This window comes from Shigella sonnei (assembly GCF_002950395.1).
In the GTDB taxonomy this organism is placed as follows: Bacteria; Pseudomonadota; Gammaproteobacteria; order Enterobacterales; family Enterobacteriaceae; genus ECMA0423.
On sequence record NZ_CP026802.1, the window covers coordinates 2,255,522 to 2,272,307 of the forward strand.

General features: G+C 50.4%; 14 protein-coding genes, 5 tRNA genes, 2 other RNA genes and 1 pseudogene. All 22 read right to left on the reverse strand.

Annotated elements, in window-relative coordinates:
• Positions 1–9: 9 nt before the first annotated feature.
• Complete coding sequence (istB, locus tag C1P89_RS12030) at positions 10–807, reverse strand: IS21-like element IS21 family helper ATPase IstB (RefSeq protein WP_000544828.1); 798 nt, start codon at positions 805–807, stop codon at positions 10–12.
• On the reverse strand, positions 807–1,979 hold the full coding sequence (istA, locus tag C1P89_RS12035; RefSeq protein WP_000952382.1) for an IS21-like element IS21 family transposase: 1,173 nt from the start codon (positions 1,977–1,979) through the stop codon (positions 807–809). Before istA ends, istB begins: the two co-directional genes overlap by 1 nt.
• A 98-nt stretch (positions 1,980–2,077) precedes the next feature.
• Positions 2,078–2,959 (reverse strand): annotated as a pseudogene (gene nadA, locus C1P89_RS12040) (quinolinate synthase NadA); the annotation flags it as partial.
• Positions 2,960–3,207: 248 nt separating this feature from the next.
• Positions 3,208–3,339: non-coding RNA, RtT sRNA (locus tag C1P89_RS12045), on the reverse strand.
• A 24-nt stretch (positions 3,340–3,363) separates the two neighbouring features.
• Positions 3,364–3,495: non-coding RNA, RtT sRNA (locus tag C1P89_RS12050), on the reverse strand.
• A gap of 24 nt (positions 3,496–3,519) precedes the next feature.
• Positions 3,520–3,595: transfer RNA gene (locus C1P89_RS12055), tRNA-Lys, on the reverse strand.
• Between the two features lie 33 nt (positions 3,596–3,628).
• Positions 3,629–3,704 (reverse strand) — tRNA-Lys (locus C1P89_RS12060).
• Positions 3,705–3,850: 146 nt separating this feature from the next.
• A tRNA-Lys gene (locus C1P89_RS12065) sits at positions 3,851–3,926 on the reverse strand.
• Between the two features lie 3 nt (positions 3,927–3,929).
• Positions 3,930–4,005, reverse strand: a tRNA-Val gene (locus C1P89_RS12070).
• Between the two features lie 149 nt (positions 4,006–4,154).
• Positions 4,155–4,230 (reverse strand) — tRNA-Lys (locus C1P89_RS12075).
• Positions 4,231–4,394: 164 nt separating this feature from the next.
• Positions 4,395–5,186: a cell division protein CpoB gene (gene cpoB, locus C1P89_RS12080; protein WP_000097580.1), complete on the reverse strand. Its 792-nt coding sequence runs from the start codon at positions 5,184–5,186 to the stop codon at positions 4,395–4,397.
• Between the two features lie 9 nt (positions 5,187–5,195).
• On the reverse strand, positions 5,196–5,717 hold the full coding sequence (gene pal, locus C1P89_RS12085) for a peptidoglycan-associated lipoprotein Pal (RefSeq protein ID WP_001295306.1): 522 nt from the start codon (positions 5,715–5,717) through the stop codon (positions 5,196–5,198).
• Positions 5,718–5,751: 34 nt separating this feature from the next.
• The gene (gene tolB, locus C1P89_RS12090) at positions 5,752–7,044 is read right to left on the reverse strand and encodes a Tol-Pal system beta propeller repeat protein TolB (RefSeq protein ID WP_001295307.1); all 1,293 of its coding nucleotides are present in this window, start codon (positions 7,042–7,044) and stop codon (positions 5,752–5,754) included.
• A gap of 132 nt (positions 7,045–7,176) precedes the next feature.
• A complete protein-coding gene (gene tolA / locus C1P89_RS12095; protein WP_000030709.1) occupies positions 7,177–8,409 on the reverse strand; it encodes a cell envelope integrity protein TolA in 1,233 nt (410 codons plus the stop codon).
• 64 nt (positions 8,410–8,473) lie between these two features.
• Positions 8,474–8,902 carry a colicin uptake protein TolR gene (gene tolR / locus C1P89_RS12100; protein ID WP_000090097.1) on the reverse strand — a complete coding sequence of 143 codons (429 nt, stop codon included), beginning with the start codon at positions 8,900–8,902 and terminating at the stop codon, positions 8,474–8,476.
• Positions 8,903–8,905: 3 nt separating this feature from the next.
• Complete coding sequence (tolQ, locus tag C1P89_RS12105) at positions 8,906–9,598, reverse strand: Tol-Pal system protein TolQ (RefSeq protein WP_000131314.1); 693 nt, start codon at positions 9,596–9,598, stop codon at positions 8,906–8,908.
• Complete coding sequence (gene ybgC / locus C1P89_RS12110; protein WP_001098384.1) at positions 9,595–9,999, reverse strand: tol-pal system-associated acyl-CoA thioesterase; 405 nt, start codon at positions 9,997–9,999, stop codon at positions 9,595–9,597. Before ybgC ends, tolQ begins: the two co-directional genes overlap by 4 nt.
• Before the next feature lie 149 nt (positions 10,000–10,148).
• Complete coding sequence (ybgE, locus tag C1P89_RS12115) at positions 10,149–10,442, reverse strand: cyd operon protein YbgE (RefSeq protein WP_000034602.1); 294 nt, start codon at positions 10,440–10,442, stop codon at positions 10,149–10,151.
• A complete protein-coding gene (cydX, locus tag C1P89_RS12120) occupies positions 10,442–10,555 on the reverse strand; it encodes a cytochrome bd-I oxidase subunit CydX (RefSeq protein ID WP_000270282.1) in 114 nt (37 codons plus the stop codon). Before cydX ends, ybgE begins: the two co-directional genes overlap by 1 nt.
• 14 nt (positions 10,556–10,569) lie before the next feature.
• Positions 10,570–11,709 (reverse strand): cytochrome d ubiquinol oxidase subunit II, encoded by a 1,140-nt coding sequence (gene cydB / locus C1P89_RS12125; RefSeq protein ID WP_000568275.1) that lies wholly within the window; start codon positions 11,707–11,709, stop codon positions 10,570–10,572.
• 15 nt (positions 11,710–11,724) lie between these two features.
• Positions 11,725–13,293, reverse strand: a complete 1,569-nt coding sequence (gene cydA / locus C1P89_RS12130) for a cytochrome ubiquinol oxidase subunit I (protein WP_000884361.1) — start codon at positions 13,291–13,293, stop codon at positions 11,725–11,727.
• A gap of 847 nt (positions 13,294–14,140) precedes the next feature.
• Entirely contained in the window at positions 14,141–16,774 is a 2,634-nt protein-coding gene (gene mngB / locus C1P89_RS12135; protein ID WP_000648984.1) for a mannosylglycerate hydrolase, read from the reverse strand.
• Positions 16,775–16,786: the final 12 nt, after the last annotated feature.

Here is a 16,786-nt window from a genome sequence, read left to right on the forward strand (position 1 = left end):
ATACTTTCGTTACTGATGCTGTCCGCTTTCCACCATTTCATCATCACTGATTGGCGTTGTGTTTTTGGTCAGCACTCCAGCTTTACGTTTCTCTTTTAACCGGTAACTCTCTCCTTTGATATTCAGCGTGGTTGAGTGATGTAGCAGCCGATCCAGGATCGCTGTTGCCAGTACGTGATCTCCGAACATTTCTCCCCAGTCTGCGAACCCTTTGTTTGACGTCAGTATGATGCTCGCTTTTTCATATCGACGGTTCAGTAGCCGGAAGAACAGACTGGCTTCCTCTCTGTTCATCGGCAGATAGCCTATTTCATCCAGGATCAACACCCGGGCATAACTCAGTTGCTGTAGCTGACGCTCCAGCCGGTTTTCCTGTTTCGCTTTCATCAGTGTCGCGATCAGTCTGTCCAGTGGCATAAACAGTACCCGATGTCCCGCATCCACCGCTTTCACGCCAAGAGCTATGGCCAGATGAGTTTTTCCGACACCAGGAGGGCCCAGCAGGATCACGTTTTCGCTGCGCTCCACGAACGCCAGACCAGCCAGTTCCCGGACAACCTTACGGTCGATGCCCGGCTGGAAGGTAAAGTCGAACTGCTCCAGCGTTTTGACCCACGGCAGACGAGCCTGCTTCAGCCTGGACTCCATACCGCGCTGATGCCTGCCGTTCCATTCCTGCTGTAGCGCCATGCACAGGAACTCCCGGTAGTTCAGCTCTTTTTTAGCTGCCTGTTCCAGCAGGCTTTCAACGTGATAACTCAGATGCTCCATTTTCAGGCGACTCAGCAGGACTTCCAGTTCATGCATCACAACAGCTCCTCATAGGCACTCAGTGGTCGATGTTCCACCTGACTGACCTGCTGCCAGAGCGGGGCGTGATGCTCCGGCACTGTCTGCCAGCCAGACGATGCTGAACAGAGGCGATGTGAGGCCACCAGTTTCTCATTACTGTAGATCCGCAACTCGTCATCCAGCGATATTCGTATCGATACCGGCTGACCACACAGCGCTTCGGGAACGCTGTAACGATTACCACCAACCTCGATATAGCTGTCCCAGGACACATGGCGGATATCGAAGTAACTGGTATCGAAGTCTGTATCCGGTAACGGCTGCAGATGTTCCTGCTCCAGCGCGAAGCGCTGTTCCGGCGTTTCTTTGAACTGGCGAAGCTCCCGTTTGTCAGCCACATCGGCTATCCATTGCTCCAGTTGTTGATTGACATGAGTGAAGCTGTCGAACCTGCGGTACCGGACGAAGAAGTTCTCCTTGAGGTATTTCACCATCCGCTCAACCTTACCTTTTGTTCTGGCCCTGCGTGGACGGCATGCCCGTGGCAGGAAGTTATAGTGGTCAGCCAGCAACAGGAATCCGGAGTTGAACACGACTTTCCCGTTGTTATTCTTCAGCACCGCAGCCTTCTGGTTATCAACCAGCACCGTTTTCACACAACCACCGAAGTAGCGGAAGGCGCGAACCAGTGATTCGTAGGTATGCTCAGCATCCTGTTTTGGTGCGGCGAAGACATGGAAGCTGCGGGAGAACCCCAGCGTATTAACCGCAAAGTTAACTTTGCACCGTTGCCCGGCAACCTCCACCTCAACTTCGCCCCAGTCATGCTGGAGCTGGTATCCAGGCTGAGTTTCGAAGCGAACTGTTCTTTTTGACGGACGCATTTTACGTTTGGGCTGGATGTAGTAACGCAGCATGGAACGTCCGCCCGTATAACCCATTGCCTTAATCTCCGCGAAGATAACCTCGCTATTCCAGACATTCTCTGCCAGGCGCATGTCGATGTAATCCATAAACGGTTTCAGCTTAACCATTTTGTGGCGGGTCTTTCTGGCTGGCGGTTCAGGGTATTTGAGGTAGCGTCTGACCGTCCGTTCAGAGCAACCAATCTGAGTCGCAATATCAACGATGTACGCGCCCTGCTGGCGCATTTGCTTTATCATGTAAAAGTCCTCTCTGCTCAGCATGTTGATGTCCTTTCTGGTGTGAGAACCTTAAGGAAACAACATGTTGGGTGGAGCGGACAATCCAAATGGCGAATTACCGTCTTATATCACTGGCGCTGACACCTGCGGCAGGTTGCACCCTCACCTGCGGTTGGTGCTTCCAGTAACTCTTTATCTGGCACCGCCTGCTGCATTTTGTAGAAAATGCCCCGATCGGTTGCCACGATAAGCCGCTGATGTGGCAATGTTTTCGCAGCAGCGATCAGTTGACTGGTGGAACCGACCGCATCCGCCATATCGACAATAGCTTGTGGTGATTCTGGATGCACCAGTATGGCAGCATCCGGGTATTCTTCTTGCAAGCGGGTTAACGCCTGAGTCTTAAATTCATCATGCACAATACAGGCACCCTGCCAGCATAAAATGTCTGCGCCCGTCTGTTTTTGCACGTAACGCCCCAGATGTTTGTCGGGTGCCCAGATGATTTTTTCACCAAAACTATCCAGATGATCAATAAGTTCGACGGCAATGCTTGAAGTTACCACCCAATCTGCGCGCGCTTTTACCGCAGCAGAAGTGTTGGCGTAGACGACGACAGTATGATCGGGATGGGCATCGCAAAATGCGTTAAATTCTTCAACAGGGCAGCCGAGATCCAGTGAACATTCAGCCTGAAGTGTCAGCATCAGAATTGTTTTTTCCGGACTGAGAATTTTGGCGGTTTCTCCCATAAATCTCACCCCAGCGACTAACAACGTAGAAGCGGGATGCTTTGCACCGAAGCGCGCCATTTCCAGAGAATCAGAAATACAGCCACCGGTTTCTTCTGCCAGTTGTTGAATTTCGGGGTCGGTATAGTAGTGGGCAACCATCACCGCATTACGTTCTTTTAGCAGACGTTTTATCTTCTCGCGGTAATACGCTTTTTCATCAATGCTTAACGGCGTCGGCTTCGGGGGGAAAGGATAAATCGCCGTGTCTGGATCAAACATCACGCTCATCTTACCATCTCGTTTTACAGGCTTAACGTTAAAACCGACATTAGCGTAATATTCGCTACTATCGGCGTAATTTGTTTTATATGCTAAACAAGATAGTCGAATGGTGGGGAAAAGTCACTCGAATTACGCCTAATTCCACCGACGTAGAGTTGCTTGCACAGTAAGCTCTGACGATGTCATCAGGTTTACAAAGTGAAATTGAGGATGCCTGAATAGCAAAAAAGCGCCTTTAGGGCGCTTTTTTACATTGGTGGGTCGTGCAGGATGACTCGCTTCGCTCGCCCTTCGGGCCGTCGCCGCGAGCGGCTCCGTTGTTTCGCTGCGCTCAACTCGAACCTGCTGCAGGTTCGAATCTTTGAATATCTCAGATAGCAAAAAAGCGCCTTTAGGGCGCTTTTTTACATTGGTGGGTCGTGCAGGATGACTCGCTTCGCTCGCCCTTCGGGCCGTCGCCGCGAGCGGCTCCGTTGTTTCGCTGCGCTCAACTCGAACCTGCTGCAGGTTCGAATCTTTGAATATCTCAGATAGCAAAAAAGCGCCTTTAGGGCGCTTTTTTACATTGGTGGGTCGTGCAGGATTCGAACCTGCGACCAATTGATTAAAAGTCAACTGCTCTACCAACTGAGCTAACGACCCCTTGCGGGATTATGCTGCTTTAATCATTCAGGATGGTGGGTCGTGCAGGATTCGAACCTGCGACCAATTGATTAAAAGTCAACTGCTCTACCAACTGAGCTAACGACCCATACGGGTGTTACCTGAAAGATTTCTACTCGGGGCCAATCTTTAAGATTGGTGGGTCGTGCAGGATGACTCGCTTCGCTTGCCCTACGGGCCGTTGCTGGCGCAACGTTATCCTTCACGCTTAACATCTGAGTTTGATGTTAAAATTGGTGGGTCGTGCAGGATTCGAACCTGCGACCAATTGATTAAAAGTCAACTGCTCTACCAACTGAGCTAACGACCCGAGTGGTGGGTGATGACGGGATCGAACCGCCGACCCCCTCCTTGTAAGGGAGGTGCTCTCCCAGCTGAGCTAATCACCCGATACTGCGCTGGATACTACAAACTACTTCCACCGAACCCACCGTAATTAGTGGTGGGTCGTGCAGGATGACTCGCTTCGCTCGCCCTACGGGCCGTTGCTGACGCAACGTTATCCTACACGCTTAACATCTGTCTTCGATGCTAAAACTGGTGGGTCGTGCAGGATTCGAACCTGCGACCAATTGATTAAAAGTCAACTGCTCTACCAACTGAGCTAACGACCCACTTTTTCGTTGCTTTCGGTTTGTTTGATATCCCGTGGCAACGGCGGCATATATTACTGATTTCAGACTTGAGCGCAACAAAAATTTCGATGCAGATCACTCAACTGCTTATGATTCGCACGACACGACCAGAAATAATGCGACTTCTGGTCGTGTGTTATGCATTACATCGCGTTCAGACGTTTTTGTGCCTGTTTAGCGCCATCAGTACCAGGGTATTTACTGATAACCTGCTGGTATACGGCTTTCGCTTTTGCGGTGTCACCTTTGTCCTGCATGATGACGCCGACTTTAAACATCGCATCAGCAGCCTTTGGTGACTTCGGATAGTTTTTCACTACCGAAGCAAAATAGTACGCCGCATCATCTTTTTTACCCTTGTTGTAGTTTAACTGACCCAGCCAATAATTGGCGTTTGGCAGGTAAGTTGAATCAGGGTAATTTTTGATGAAATTCTGAAATGCCACCATTGCGTCATCCTGGCGGGATTTATCCTGCACCAGCGCAATAGCTGCATTGTAATCCGTGTTTGCATCGCCGCTTTTCACCGGCGCGCCAGCATTCGCAGTACCAGCATCAGCTGTCGGCGTCGTTGATGCCGCCGCACCGCTTTGATCGCTGCTGGTTGATTGCGCCGCTGCACCACCGCTGCTGAGGCTGTCGATCTGCAACAGGATCTGCTTTTGCCGCTCCACGACCTGATTCAGTTGATACTGATTTTCCTGAATCTGACCACGCAGGGAATCAATATCGGATTGATTATCAGAAAGTTGTTGCTGGAGTTGGGTTAAAAGCTGGCTGTGAGCATTAGAAATACGCTCAAGTTGAGTGACGCGGTCTTCGACCGAGCCTGAGCCGACACTACTGATTGGTGCCTGAGCAAAAGCGGCCCAGGGGGCCGCTATACCAACCAGTAACGACAGACTCAATAGTTGATGTCTGAAGTTACTGCTCATGCAATTCTCTTAGTAAACCAGTACCGCACGACGGTTTTTGGAGTATGCCGCTTCGTCATGACCCAGTACTGCAGGTTTTTCTTTACCGTAAGAAACGATGGAGATCTGGTCTGCAGAAACGCCTTTACCCTGCAGGTACATCTTAACGGCGTTCGCACGACGTTCACCCAGGGAGATGTTGTATTCCGGAGTACCACGTTCGTCCGCGTGACCTTCTACGGTGACTTTGTAAGACGGGTTGCTACGCAGGAAGTTTGCATGTGCATCCAGCATTTGAGCGAAGTCAGAACGGATATCGTACTTGTCCAGATCGAAGTAAACGATGTTGTTCTGCTGCAGCTGTTGCATTTGCAGACGAGCCTGCTCTTCGGAAGACATGTTGCCGTTGCCGCCGTTCGCATCCATACCAGTGCCGGCACCCAGCATGCCTTCGCTGCCGTCATTGCTGGCGTTCTTGTTGGAAGAACATGCCGCAATTGCCATAACAGGCAGAGCAATCATCAGCCCTTTCAGCACTTTGTTCAGTTGCATTTCAATGATTCCTTTACTATTCAATTAATTATTATCACAGATACGGCGACCAGGCAGGGAATTTGACCTGTCCATCAGTTGCCGGAAGACGCGCTTTGAAACGCCCATCTGTAGAAACCAAATTCAGCACGGATCCCATCCCCTGAGAAGAGCTGTAGATTACCATAGTGCCGTTAGGTGCCAGACTTGGCGTTTCATCCAGGAACGTGGACGACAGAACTTGTACGCCTCCCGTTGCCAGATCTTGTTTGGCAATGTGCTGCTGCCCACCGTTGGAGCTGACCATTACCATAAATTTACCGTCGCTGCTGACATCCGCATCCTGGTTCTGCGAACCTTCCCAGGTAATACGTTGTGGCGCACCGCCGTTGATATTCACTTTATAAACCTGTGGACGACCGGCCTGGTCAGAAGTAAATGCCAGGTTCTGGCTGTCCGGGAACCAGGTCGGTTCGGTATTGTTACTGCGACCATCAGTCACCTGGCGGATCTGACCAGAAGCCAAATCCATTACGTACAGGTTCAGGCTACCGGTTTTCGACAAGGCGAATGCCAGTTTGCTGCCGTCTGGCGAGAATGCAGGCGCACCGTTGTGACGCGGGAATGAAGCCACCTGACGTACAGCGCCGTTTGCCAGCGTTTGGATAACTAGCGCGGAACGACCGCTTTCGAAGGTCACATAAGCCAGTTTAGAACCGTCTGGTGACCACGCCGGGGACATCAGCGGCTGTGGTGAACGGTGAACGACAAACTGGTTGTAACCGTCATAGTCAGATACGCGCAGTTCATACGGGAACTGACCGCCGTTGGTCTGAACAACGTAGGCAATACGGGTACGGAACGCACCTTTAATGCCGGTCAGTTTTTCAAACACTTCATCACTGGCGGTATGACCAGCATAGCGCAGCCACTGCTTGTTCACTTTGTACGAGTTCTGAGCAAGTACAGTACCCGGTGCGCCGCCAGTGTCAACAAGTTGATAAGCAACATTGTAAGAACCATCCGGATTCGGAGTGACCTGACCGACAACTACAGCGTCAATACCCAGCGCGGACCATGCAGCTGGTTGTACTTCCTGCGCACTACCCGGCTGCTGTGGCAGACGAGCGCGATCTAACGGATTAAATTTACCGCTGTTACGCAAGTCGGCAGCAACGATGCCGCCAATATCTTCAGGTGCCGCACCAGGGCCCGCCCACTGGAAAGGAACAACACCAATAGGACGACCGGAATCTACACCGCTGTCGATCACAATGCGGACTTCAGCATGCAGAACTGATGCCCACAGTATGAGAAAACCAAATGCTACTCGTAATGCCTGCTTCATCATATCTCCCTTATCTGGACCGATGGCCCACGATAATTTAGCAGAATGTTAACAAACTAAAATACACAAAACTACCAGAACCCCGTGGCAACCGGTGCCTGATGTTGACCGTCGGAACAGTCAACATCGCGATTACGGTTTGAAGTCCAATGGCGCGTTTTTGAACACTTCATATACTGCCTGGCTTGGTGGTTTCGGGATCTTCGCAAGTTTAGCTGCTGCCAACGCAGCCTGACAAAGTGCGGGATCGCCACCTTCAGGTTTGATATCCAGTAACATACCATCGGGTGCCAGTTTTATGCGCAGCGTACAGGTTTTGCCTGCATAGGACGATGCGTCATAGAACTTACTTTCGATAGCAGATTTAATCTGCCCGGCATAGTTATTGATATCGGCCCCTGATGCGCCATTGTTTTTAGTATTACCACTCCCGGCAGGCGAAGCATTGTTCCCTTTCGCCCCTCCCCCCGTTTTCGGTGCATTCTTACCAGAGCTTAGCTCACCGAAAATATCATCTGCCTCTGCGGCAGCTTTTGCTGCAGCGGCTTTTTCAGCTGCTGCTTTTGCCGCTGCCGCTTTTTTGTCTGCGGCGGCTTTTTCTGCCGCTGCTTTTGCCGCTGCCGCTTTTTTGTCTGCGGCGGCTTTTTCTGCCGCTGCTTTCTTATCAGCTGCTGCCTTATCAGCAGCCGCTTTTTCTGCTGCTTTTTTGTCGGCTGCAGCTTTCTCTGCTGCCGCTTTCTTTCTTGCTTCAGCTGCAGCAGCTTCTGCCGCTTCCGCTTTCTTCTTCAGTGCCGCAGCGGCTGCCTCGGCTTTTTTCTGCGCTTCGGCTGCGGCTTTGGCGGCTTCTGCTTCTGCTTTTTTCTTCGCGTCTGCCGCCGCTTTCTTCGCTGCTTCTTCCGCAGCTTTAGCATCCGCTTCGGCCTTCGCTTTAGCATCTGCCGCCGCTTTCGCTGCCGCCTCTTCCGCTTGCTTCTGCTTTAACTCGGCCTGTTTTGCGGCTTCTTCAGCCTGCTTTTTCTGTTCCTGAGCAGCTAACCGCTCTTTCTCAAGTTGCTTCAGGCGTTCCTGTTCAGCCGCTTGTTTCTCACGCAGTTCTTCAGCAGCCTGCTGTTCCTTTATCTTGCGCTGCTCATCAGAACGCTTCGCGCTTGATTCCTGGCTTTGCATGCGTTTGTACTGCTCAACTACCGCACCTGAATCAACCATGACAGCGTCGATGGACGAACCACCGCCGCCTCCGGCTGAAGCTTCTATATTCTCATCGAACGAACTCCAGAGCAGCGCCGCAAATAAGATGACATGCAGCACTGCTGAAATAATTATCGCCCGCTTGAGCTTGTCGTTTTGTTCGGTTGCCTTTGACACTCTCGGTTTCCAAAAACTGTTCGCCTGTTACCCGCTCTCTTTCAAGCAAGGGAAACGCAGATGTTTAGATAGGCTGCGTCATTAAACCAACCGATTTCACACCCGCACTATGTAACAAGTTCAGTGCTTTAATTATTTCATCGTAAGGCACATCTTTTGCGCCACCGATCAGAAAGACCGTTTTCGGGTTGGCCTTGAAACGGCTGGACACTTCCGCCACCACCTGCTCTGGTGGTAAACGCTCCAGGCGATCTTTCTCAACCACCACGGTGTACTGACCAATACCAGACACTTCAACAATCACTGGCGGATTATCGTTACTGCTCACCGCCTGTGATTCAGTAGCGTCTGGCAGATCGACCTCCACGCTCTGGGTGATGATGGGCGCTGTCGCCATAAAGATCAGCAACAGCACCAGCAGTACGTCCAGCAACGGTACAATGTTGATTTCGGACTTGAGATCGCGACGACCTCGTCCACGCGCTCTGGCCATGGCTTACCCCTTGTTGCTCTCGCTAACGGTAAACGCCTGGCGGTGCAGAATCGCGGTAAACTCTTCCATAAAGTTGTCGTAATTCAGTTCCAGTTTGTTTACGCGCTGGTTGAGGCGGTTATAAGCCATTACCGCCGGAATTGCGGCGAACAGACCAATTGCAGTCGCAATCAACGCTTCTGCGATACCGGGCGCAACCATTTGCAGTGTTGCTTGTTTTACCGCCCCGAGGGCGATAAAGGCGTGCATGATCCCCCAGACCGTACCAAACAGACCAATATACGGGCTGATGGAGCCAACCGTACCGAGGAACGGAATGTGCGTTTCCAGATTTTCAAGTTCACGGTTCATGGAGATACGCATAGCACGCGACGCCCCTTCCACTACGGCTTCCGGCGCATGGCTATTGGCACGATGCAGGCGCACAAACTCTTTGAACCCGCTGTAAAATATTTGTTCCGAACCAGTCAGATTATCCCGTTTCCCCTGACTCTCTTGATAGAGGCGAGAGAGTTCGATTCCAGACCAGAATTTATCTTCAAACGCTTCGGCTTCGCGCGCCGCTGCGTTAAGAATACGGGTCCGCTGGATAATAATGGCCCAGGATGCGATTGAAAAACCAATCAAAATCAACATGATAAGTTTAACCAGAAGGCTAGCCTTCAGGAACAAATCAAGGATATTCATGTCAGTCACTGCTTAAACTCCGCGACAATAGACTTGGGAAGCGCACGAGGCTTCATTTTGAGTGGGTCAACGCAAACAACCAGAACCTCTGCTTCATTCAGCAAAGTATTCTCGGCGTTGACAATACGTTGCGTGAAAACCAAAGAGGTGCCACGCATTGATGTTATTTCAGTCTGTATTTCGAGCATATCGTCGAGCCGCGCAGGTGCGTAATATTCCACCGTCATTTTACGTACCACAAAGGCAACGCGTTCAGCCATCAGCGCCTGCTGACTGAAGTGATGATGACGCAGCATCTCTGTGCGTGCTCTTTCATAAAAAGCGACGTAACTGGCGTGGTACACCACACCACCGGCATCGGTATCTTCATAGTAGACGCGAACCGGCCATCGAAACAGCGTTGTATTCACTTTACATCCCGGTAATGCAACAAAAGTTAGAGCTTTTAAACGCTGCTACTATACGCGCGCGATTGAGGTTTGGGAATGAGGGCAAGTTAAGGGAGCGTAAAAATTTATGGGCCTGGAGCGGCCCATAATTTTTTAAAGAGAATTCTGATTTAAAAGAAGAAGAAAATCAGCCCGACAATGAGAACAATATCGGCAAGCAATGGGCAAAAAATCCCTTGCCAAAGAACCTTCTGCGGACGAAAGCCCACGCCGTGAATCACACCAGCACAGACGGCCCACATCAGCAATAAACCATGCCAGATTTCCAGTTCACTGGTCTTCGCGGCAAAACGAGATGGGTCCCAAAACATACATCCTGCTAACAGAAGCGCCATCACGAAGGAAAGCGCCCGCAGGGGGCGCTTGTCCATTACCGCATACAAGGTCGCGATAATCTTACTCATCAGATGTCTTCTTGACCGGCTTTGCCTGATTCGACGTGTTCAAGCGCCAGCGCGGTGATTACCCCAAACGAACAGGCAAGAAGCGTTCCCAGAATCCATGCGAAATACCACATTTTTAGCTCCTTACTTAGTACAGAGAGTGGGTGTTACGTTCAATATCTTCTTTGGTGATACGACCGAACATTTTCCAGTAACACCAAGCGGTGTAGAGCAGAATGATCGGTACCAGAACCACCGCAACCCAAGTCATGACGTTAAGCGTCAGCTGGCTGGAAGTTGCATCCCACATTGTCAGACTTGCGTTCATCATGGTGCTGGACGGCATCACAAACGGGAACATTGCGATACCGGCTGTCAGGATGATGCAGGCCAGCGTCAGGGAGGAGAACACAAACGCCCACGCGGCTTTATCCATACGTGCAGTCAGGATGGTCAGCAGCGGAAGAACCACACCCAGTGCCGGAATAGCCCACAGAATTGGCGTGTTGTTGAAGTTAACCAGCCATGCGCCAGCTTCACGAACCACTTCTTTATTCAGTGGGTTAGAGGCTGCGTAATGGTCCATTGTCGATTTCACGACATAACCATCGATACCGTACATCACCCATACGCCAGCCAGTGCGAAACAGACCAGTGTCACCAGCGCAGCCACCTGAGCCGTTGCACGGGTACGCAGGTGCAGTTCGCCCACGGTACGCATTTGCAGATAGGTTGCGCCCTGAGTAATGATCATCCCTACGCTCACCACGCCTGCCAGCAGGCCGAACGGGTTAAGCAACTGGAAGAAGTTACCGGTGTAGTACAGACGCAGATATTCATCAACGTTGAACGGTACGCCCTGCAACAGGTTACCGAACGCTACACCAATTACCAGCGGCGGAACGAAACTACCAATGAAGATGCCCCAGTCCCACATGTTACGCCAGCGGGTTTCTTCAATCTTGGAGCGGTAGTCAAAACCGACCGGACGGAAGAACAAAGACGCCAGCACGAGGATCATCGCCACATAGAAGCCGGAGAACGCAGCGGCATAGACCATCGGCCAGGCAGCAAAGAGTGCGCCGCCCGCGGTGATCAGCCAAACCTGGTTACCGTCCCAGTGTGGTGCAATGGAGTTAATCATAATTCGACGCTCGGTGTCGTTACGACCGAGGAAACGGGTGAGCATGCCCACCCCCATGTCGAAACCGTCAGTGACTGCAAAACCAATCAGCAGAACGCCAACCAGCAGCCACCAGATAAAACGCAATACTTCATAATCGATCATTTGACGACTCCTGTCTTAGCGTGCCGGCTGAGTAGTCGTGGAAGACTGCTCAAAGTGATAGCGACCGGTTTTCAGGCTGCTTGGGCCGAGGCGTGCAAACTTGAACATTAAGAACAATTCTGCCACCAGGAACAGGGTATACAGGCCGCAAATCAGCACCATTGAGAAGATGAGATCGCCTGCGGTCAGTGACGAGTTCGCCACAGCTGTCGGCAGCACTTCACCGATAGCCCACGGTTGGCGGCCATATTCAGCCACGAACCAGCCCGCTTCTACAGCAATCCACGGCAGCGGAATACCGTACAGCGCGGCGCGCAGAAGCCATTTTTTCTCGCCAATGCGGTTGCGGATGACACTCCAGAAAGAGAGCGCGATGATTGCCAGAAGCAGGAAGCCACACGCCACCATGATACGGAACGCAAAGTACAGCGGCGCTACACGCGGGATGGAGTCTTTGGTTGCCTGTTGAATCTGCGCTTCAGTCGCATCAGCCACGTTTGGCGTATAGCGTTTCAGCAGCAGACCGTAACCGAGGTCTTTCTTCATGCTATTGAACTGGTCACGAACCGCCTGGTCGGTAGAACCAGAACGCAGTTGTTCGAGCAGAGAGTACGCCTTCATCCCGTTACGAATGCGTTCTTCATGCTGCACCATCAGCTCTTTCAGGCCGATAACCGGGGTATCCACGGAACGCGTTGCAATGATGCCCAGTGCGTAAGGGATCTGAATCGCAAATTTGTTCGTCTCCTCTTCCTGATCAGGAATGCCGAACAGAGTAAAGGCAGCAGGCGCAGGTTGCGTTTCCCACTCGGCTTCAATAGCAGCCAGTTTGGTTTTCTGCACGTCGCCCATTTCGTAGCCGGATTCATCACCCAGAACAATAACAGACAGAACAGCAGCCATACCGAAGCTGGCAGCGATAGCAAAGGAGCGTTTAGCGAAGGCGAAGTCACGACCTTTCAGCATATACCATGCGCTGATACCGAGGATGAACATCGCGCCAGTCACATAACCAGACGCTACAGTGTGAACGAATTTCACCTGAGCAACCGGGTTAAGCACCAGCTCGGAGAAGCTCACCATCTCCATACGCATAGTTTCAAAGTTGAAATCGGACGCGATTGGGTTTTGCATCCAGCCGTTCGCAACCAGAATCCACAGTGCGGACAGGTTTGAACCGAGCGCCACCAGCCAGGTGACACACATATGCTGAACTTTACCCAGACGATCCCAACCGAAGAAGAACAGACCTACAAAGGTGGATTCGAGGAAGAAGGCCATCAGACCTTCGATTGCCAGCGGCGCACCGAAGATATCCCCTACATAGTGGGAATAGTAAGACCAGTTAGTCCCGAACTGGAACTCCATGGTCAGACCGGTAGCCACACCCAGAGCGAAGTTGATACCAAACAACTTGCCCCAGAACTTGGTCATATCTTTATAAATCTGTTTGCCGGAGAGGACGTAGACCGTTTCCATAATGGCCAGCAGGAACGCCATACCGAGCGTCAGTGGCACAAAAAGGAAGTGGTACATCGCGGTCAAGGCAAACTGTAAGCGCGACAGTTCGACTATATCTAACATCATGACTCCTTGCTCATCGCATGAAGACTCCGAGAGTGAACCCCGTTAGAAAGGGTCACACGCATGCCCCAATAGAAATTTGTTTGAACACTTTCATCATACCATGTGAATGCACACAAAAACGGCGTAAAGAAAGGTTGCAAACATGTTAATAAAAACTCAAATTGATCCCACGTATATATTACGCCGCAAAATCCTTACAATAAACAGGTTTTTGTTGAAGCAAATTTGCATTTTTCGACGGTGATCAATTTATAGCTAAATTACCGCCTTTCAGCCAATTTGATCGAGAACAATTTATCTCTTTTTGATGCCAATTTCCAAGACTTATACATTGATAAATATCAATTCCTACAAATTATGTTAATCATGTTTCAATAAGGTAACTTTAGTGACATTTATGTTTAAAATGTGTGAGTTATAAGGCTGAAATTAGTTTCGGTTGGCAATTTAAAGATAAAAAGAGACGAAGCAAAAACAGCACGGTTGACCTTAATTCTTTTTTTGGTCACTGGCTAATACGACGCAGAGTTTCAGGATTACTAATAAAGGCATAAATCCACCCCGCCGATATTAACATTTAATTAACTTGTAATTATATTATAATTAACTCACCCAGGGTTATTATTTTGTTAAAAATAAAGCCACATATACGTGGCTTGAGAGTGAAGATAAACGCAAAATTACCTGATGCGCTACGCTTGCCAGTGTCTACATCATCTCTGCAATATATTGAATTTGCCTGCTTTTGTAGACCGAATAAAGCGTTCATGCCGTATCCGGCATGAACAAAGCGCCCTTTGTCAACAATCTGGCCGCGCATATGTGGCTTCGGTTTGATTGCTATTCAGGCAAGCCGGTAACTGAACGTCCGTGACTGGCCGGGTAAAAAAGGCCCCGATAGATTTGAACCTTGATTTTCCTCGGTGGTAATGTGTTCATCCATCATCGTTTCTGAGCAAGAAATCACCTCGCGACTGAAAGCAACAGTCGCATCACAGGTTGCTGATTCAGCCGGATTAAACAGCCGTAAAATCACTTCTTGTCGGTCTTCAGCTTTCTTAAGTGCGCTTATCAGGCATCCCACTGGGGGCATTTTCAACAAACTATAACTTTCCGGCACGTTGAATCCGGCTTTGTTGAGCTTCATCGCATCCCATGGGATTTTGTTGTAACACTGTACTGGAGTCAGCCATGCTCGCGCCTGCTGAGCTACACCAGCGGCGGTTGGCGTACCGGTATAACTCAATAAACTTAGGCGACAAGAAAGCAGACCACGTAGTTGTGAGTCCGGGACTGGCATTTTAATTCCCGAAGGCCGCCCAGGCCTTAAAAGCAGATCTTCTTTGCCCAGTAAGCCCACGCCACGCAGCAACGTAATGGCAAAGGTTTTCTTCTCTTCACCGATGACTTCAAATTCACGTAACCCTTCGCTAAAGACAGCCATGCCGTTACGCCCTTCCTGTAAGGCAACATAGTTGAGCATATTCCATACCGGAACCGGCGCTTCTTTCCAGCCTTCTTGCTGCCAGTTGTTCATTGCACTGTCGTTCACGGGGCGCGTTAGCGAACCAAACTGCGTATCTGCCAGAACACTGTCAGTGTTAAAAGGTGTAGGGACCAGGACACGAAGGCGATGATCGTCAGCCTGGTTATCAAGGTTGATATCCACATCAATACGCCTGCTGTTATGACTAAGAGTGACAACCAACACCCCCCCTACTCTGCCAGTGGATTGCCGGGCGCTGCGTTCTGACAAATTGAGCGGCACTGCCATGTCATAGCGGATAACAGCCCTGCTCTGCCAGGCTTCATGAATAATATCGCATTGCGGTTTCGCGTTCGCTGCGGTAATTACCCACTCTTCTTTTGCGGGTGAATAGTCATATTCATCACCATCATCAGAGCTTTCTTCAATTTGCAATACCCGGTCATAGCGCACACCGCTGTCTTTATCTACCAGTTGCAGAGAACCATCCTCATTGAGCGCAATCTGCCAGAAAGCATTTTCCAGAATCCCTTCAGCGTCACTTTTTGCCGCAATCACGTTGCCAGGCTGATTCGCTTCAATATAAAGCGTGCGATAGCCCATAGAAGGGACAATCTGGTTGATCTGAATATCAAACTCCATAAAGGGATCATAATTGCCATAATGAACAATTTGCCGATCGATTAGGCCAGGATCGATCTCACGGGCATGGCGAATAAAATACGGTACAGGCTGACCGCGATCGTCTTGTAGATTAAACTGGCTGGCGCGCAGCCGCACAGTGGTGTTAATAACTTCTTCCCGCGGCCAGGGCATCAGGTTAAACAGCACGAGTTTGTCGGCATCACTCTGTGGCATGTTATCGGCAATTTTGCGCATGTAGAAACGCAGCAGATTATCCGCCATGTCTTCAGCCAGTTCGAAGCGGGCGACAATTTCGCGATGAACTTTGTCACTGCAACAACAACCGATACTGTCGTGGGCATGATTTTTTAAGATCTCTTTCCACATTTTCTCCAGCAAGCCGTGGTGGTATTCAAAACCCAACGTCCAGGCCAGCGTTGCCAGCGGTTCCAGCAGATTAACAATCTTATTTTCAATACGTGCGTGGGCAATTTTGATATCCATGCGCGTGGAACCGATGGTGCGATGTACGCGCATATATTTGCCATCGATAAATTCACCTTTCAGGGTGGCCAGACTTTCACGCTGCGCTTCGATCTTCTCAAATACCTCTTCAAAGCGGCTCATCACAAACTTACGTTGAGGGTAGATCTCACGTAGCTTATCCATCACTTCGAAGATATTTTGCTGCAATGGCATCTGGTCATGACCATTCGGCAGCAAAATCTCTTTGGTTACAGACGCTTTTTCCAGCACGTCAAAATAACTGTCGAGGCGTTTACGTAATCCGTTTTCGTCGGCAGGTAAGTACTTACCGATGGCGTAGCCCAGCGGCAGCACCTGCGCCGTCACTTCGCTACCGTCACTGCTTTGCCACAAAAACTCGGTTTTATCAGTACCGTGGCGCTCCGAACATCCGCGCCAGAACATAGTGCGGGTAATGCCAAATCCATTGTAAATATGCGGCAGTTGCCCGGACATGCCAAAGGAATCCGGTAAATAACCTATTTTCATCGGCTCGCCAAACGCGAGGCAGTCACGCATTCCGTACATCAGATTACGGACGATGGATTCCGCAGAAACAATCGTGGTATCGGTCTGGGTATACCAGGGGCCGATAATCAACTTACCGGCTTCTACCTGTTTCTTCACGCGGTCTTTGTTTTCCGGTTTCACCGCGAAATAATCTTCGAGGATCGCCGTTTGCCCGTCGAGTACGTAATATTTGTATTCGTTGTCCTGTTCCAGTCGGCACAGGATCTCTTCCATATTATTGACCAGCAGAATGCGTGACTCTTCGGTGGTGAAATACCACTCCCGATCCCAATGCATATGCGGGGTGATGTGAACGCGAGATACCGCTTTCATCGTCGTTTCCTT

Bases quoted from the DNA above. Each gene is read 5' to 3' on its own strand.
- istB (WP_000544828.1), bottom strand. From the start codon at position 807: ATGCATGAACTGGAAGTCCTGCTGAGTCGCCTGAAAATGGAGCATCTG.
- istA (WP_000952382.1), bottom strand. From the start codon at position 1,979: ATGCTGAGCAGAGAGGACTTTTACATGATAAAGCAAATGCGCCAGCAG.
- cpoB (WP_000097580.1), bottom strand. From the start codon at position 5,186: ATGAGCAGTAACTTCAGACATCAACTATTGAGTCTGTCGTTACTGGTT.
- pal (WP_001295306.1), bottom strand. From the start codon at position 5,717: ATGCAACTGAACAAAGTGCTGAAAGGGCTGATGATTGCTCTGCCTGTT.
- tolB (WP_001295307.1), bottom strand. From the start codon at position 7,044: ATGAAGCAGGCATTACGAGTAGCATTTGGTTTTCTCATACTGTGGGCA.
- tolR (WP_000090097.1), bottom strand. From the start codon at position 8,902: ATGGCCAGAGCGCGTGGACGAGGTCGTCGCGATCTCAAGTCCGAAATC.
- ybgE (WP_000034602.1), bottom strand. From the start codon at position 10,442: ATGAGTAAGATTATCGCGACCTTGTATGCGGTAATGGACAAGCGCCCC.
- cydX (WP_000270282.1), bottom strand. From the start codon at position 10,555: ATGTGGTATTTCGCATGGATTCTGGGAACGCTTCTTGCCTGTTCGTTT.
- cydB (WP_000568275.1), bottom strand. From the start codon at position 11,709: ATGATCGATTATGAAGTATTGCGTTTTATCTGGTGGCTGCTGGTTGGC.
- cydA (WP_000884361.1), bottom strand. From the start codon at position 13,293: ATGTTAGATATAGTCGAACTGTCGCGCTTACAGTTTGCCTTGACCGCG.
- mngB (WP_000648984.1), bottom strand. From the start codon at position 16,774: ATGAAAGCGGTATCTCGCGTTCACATCACCCCGCATATGCATTGGGAT.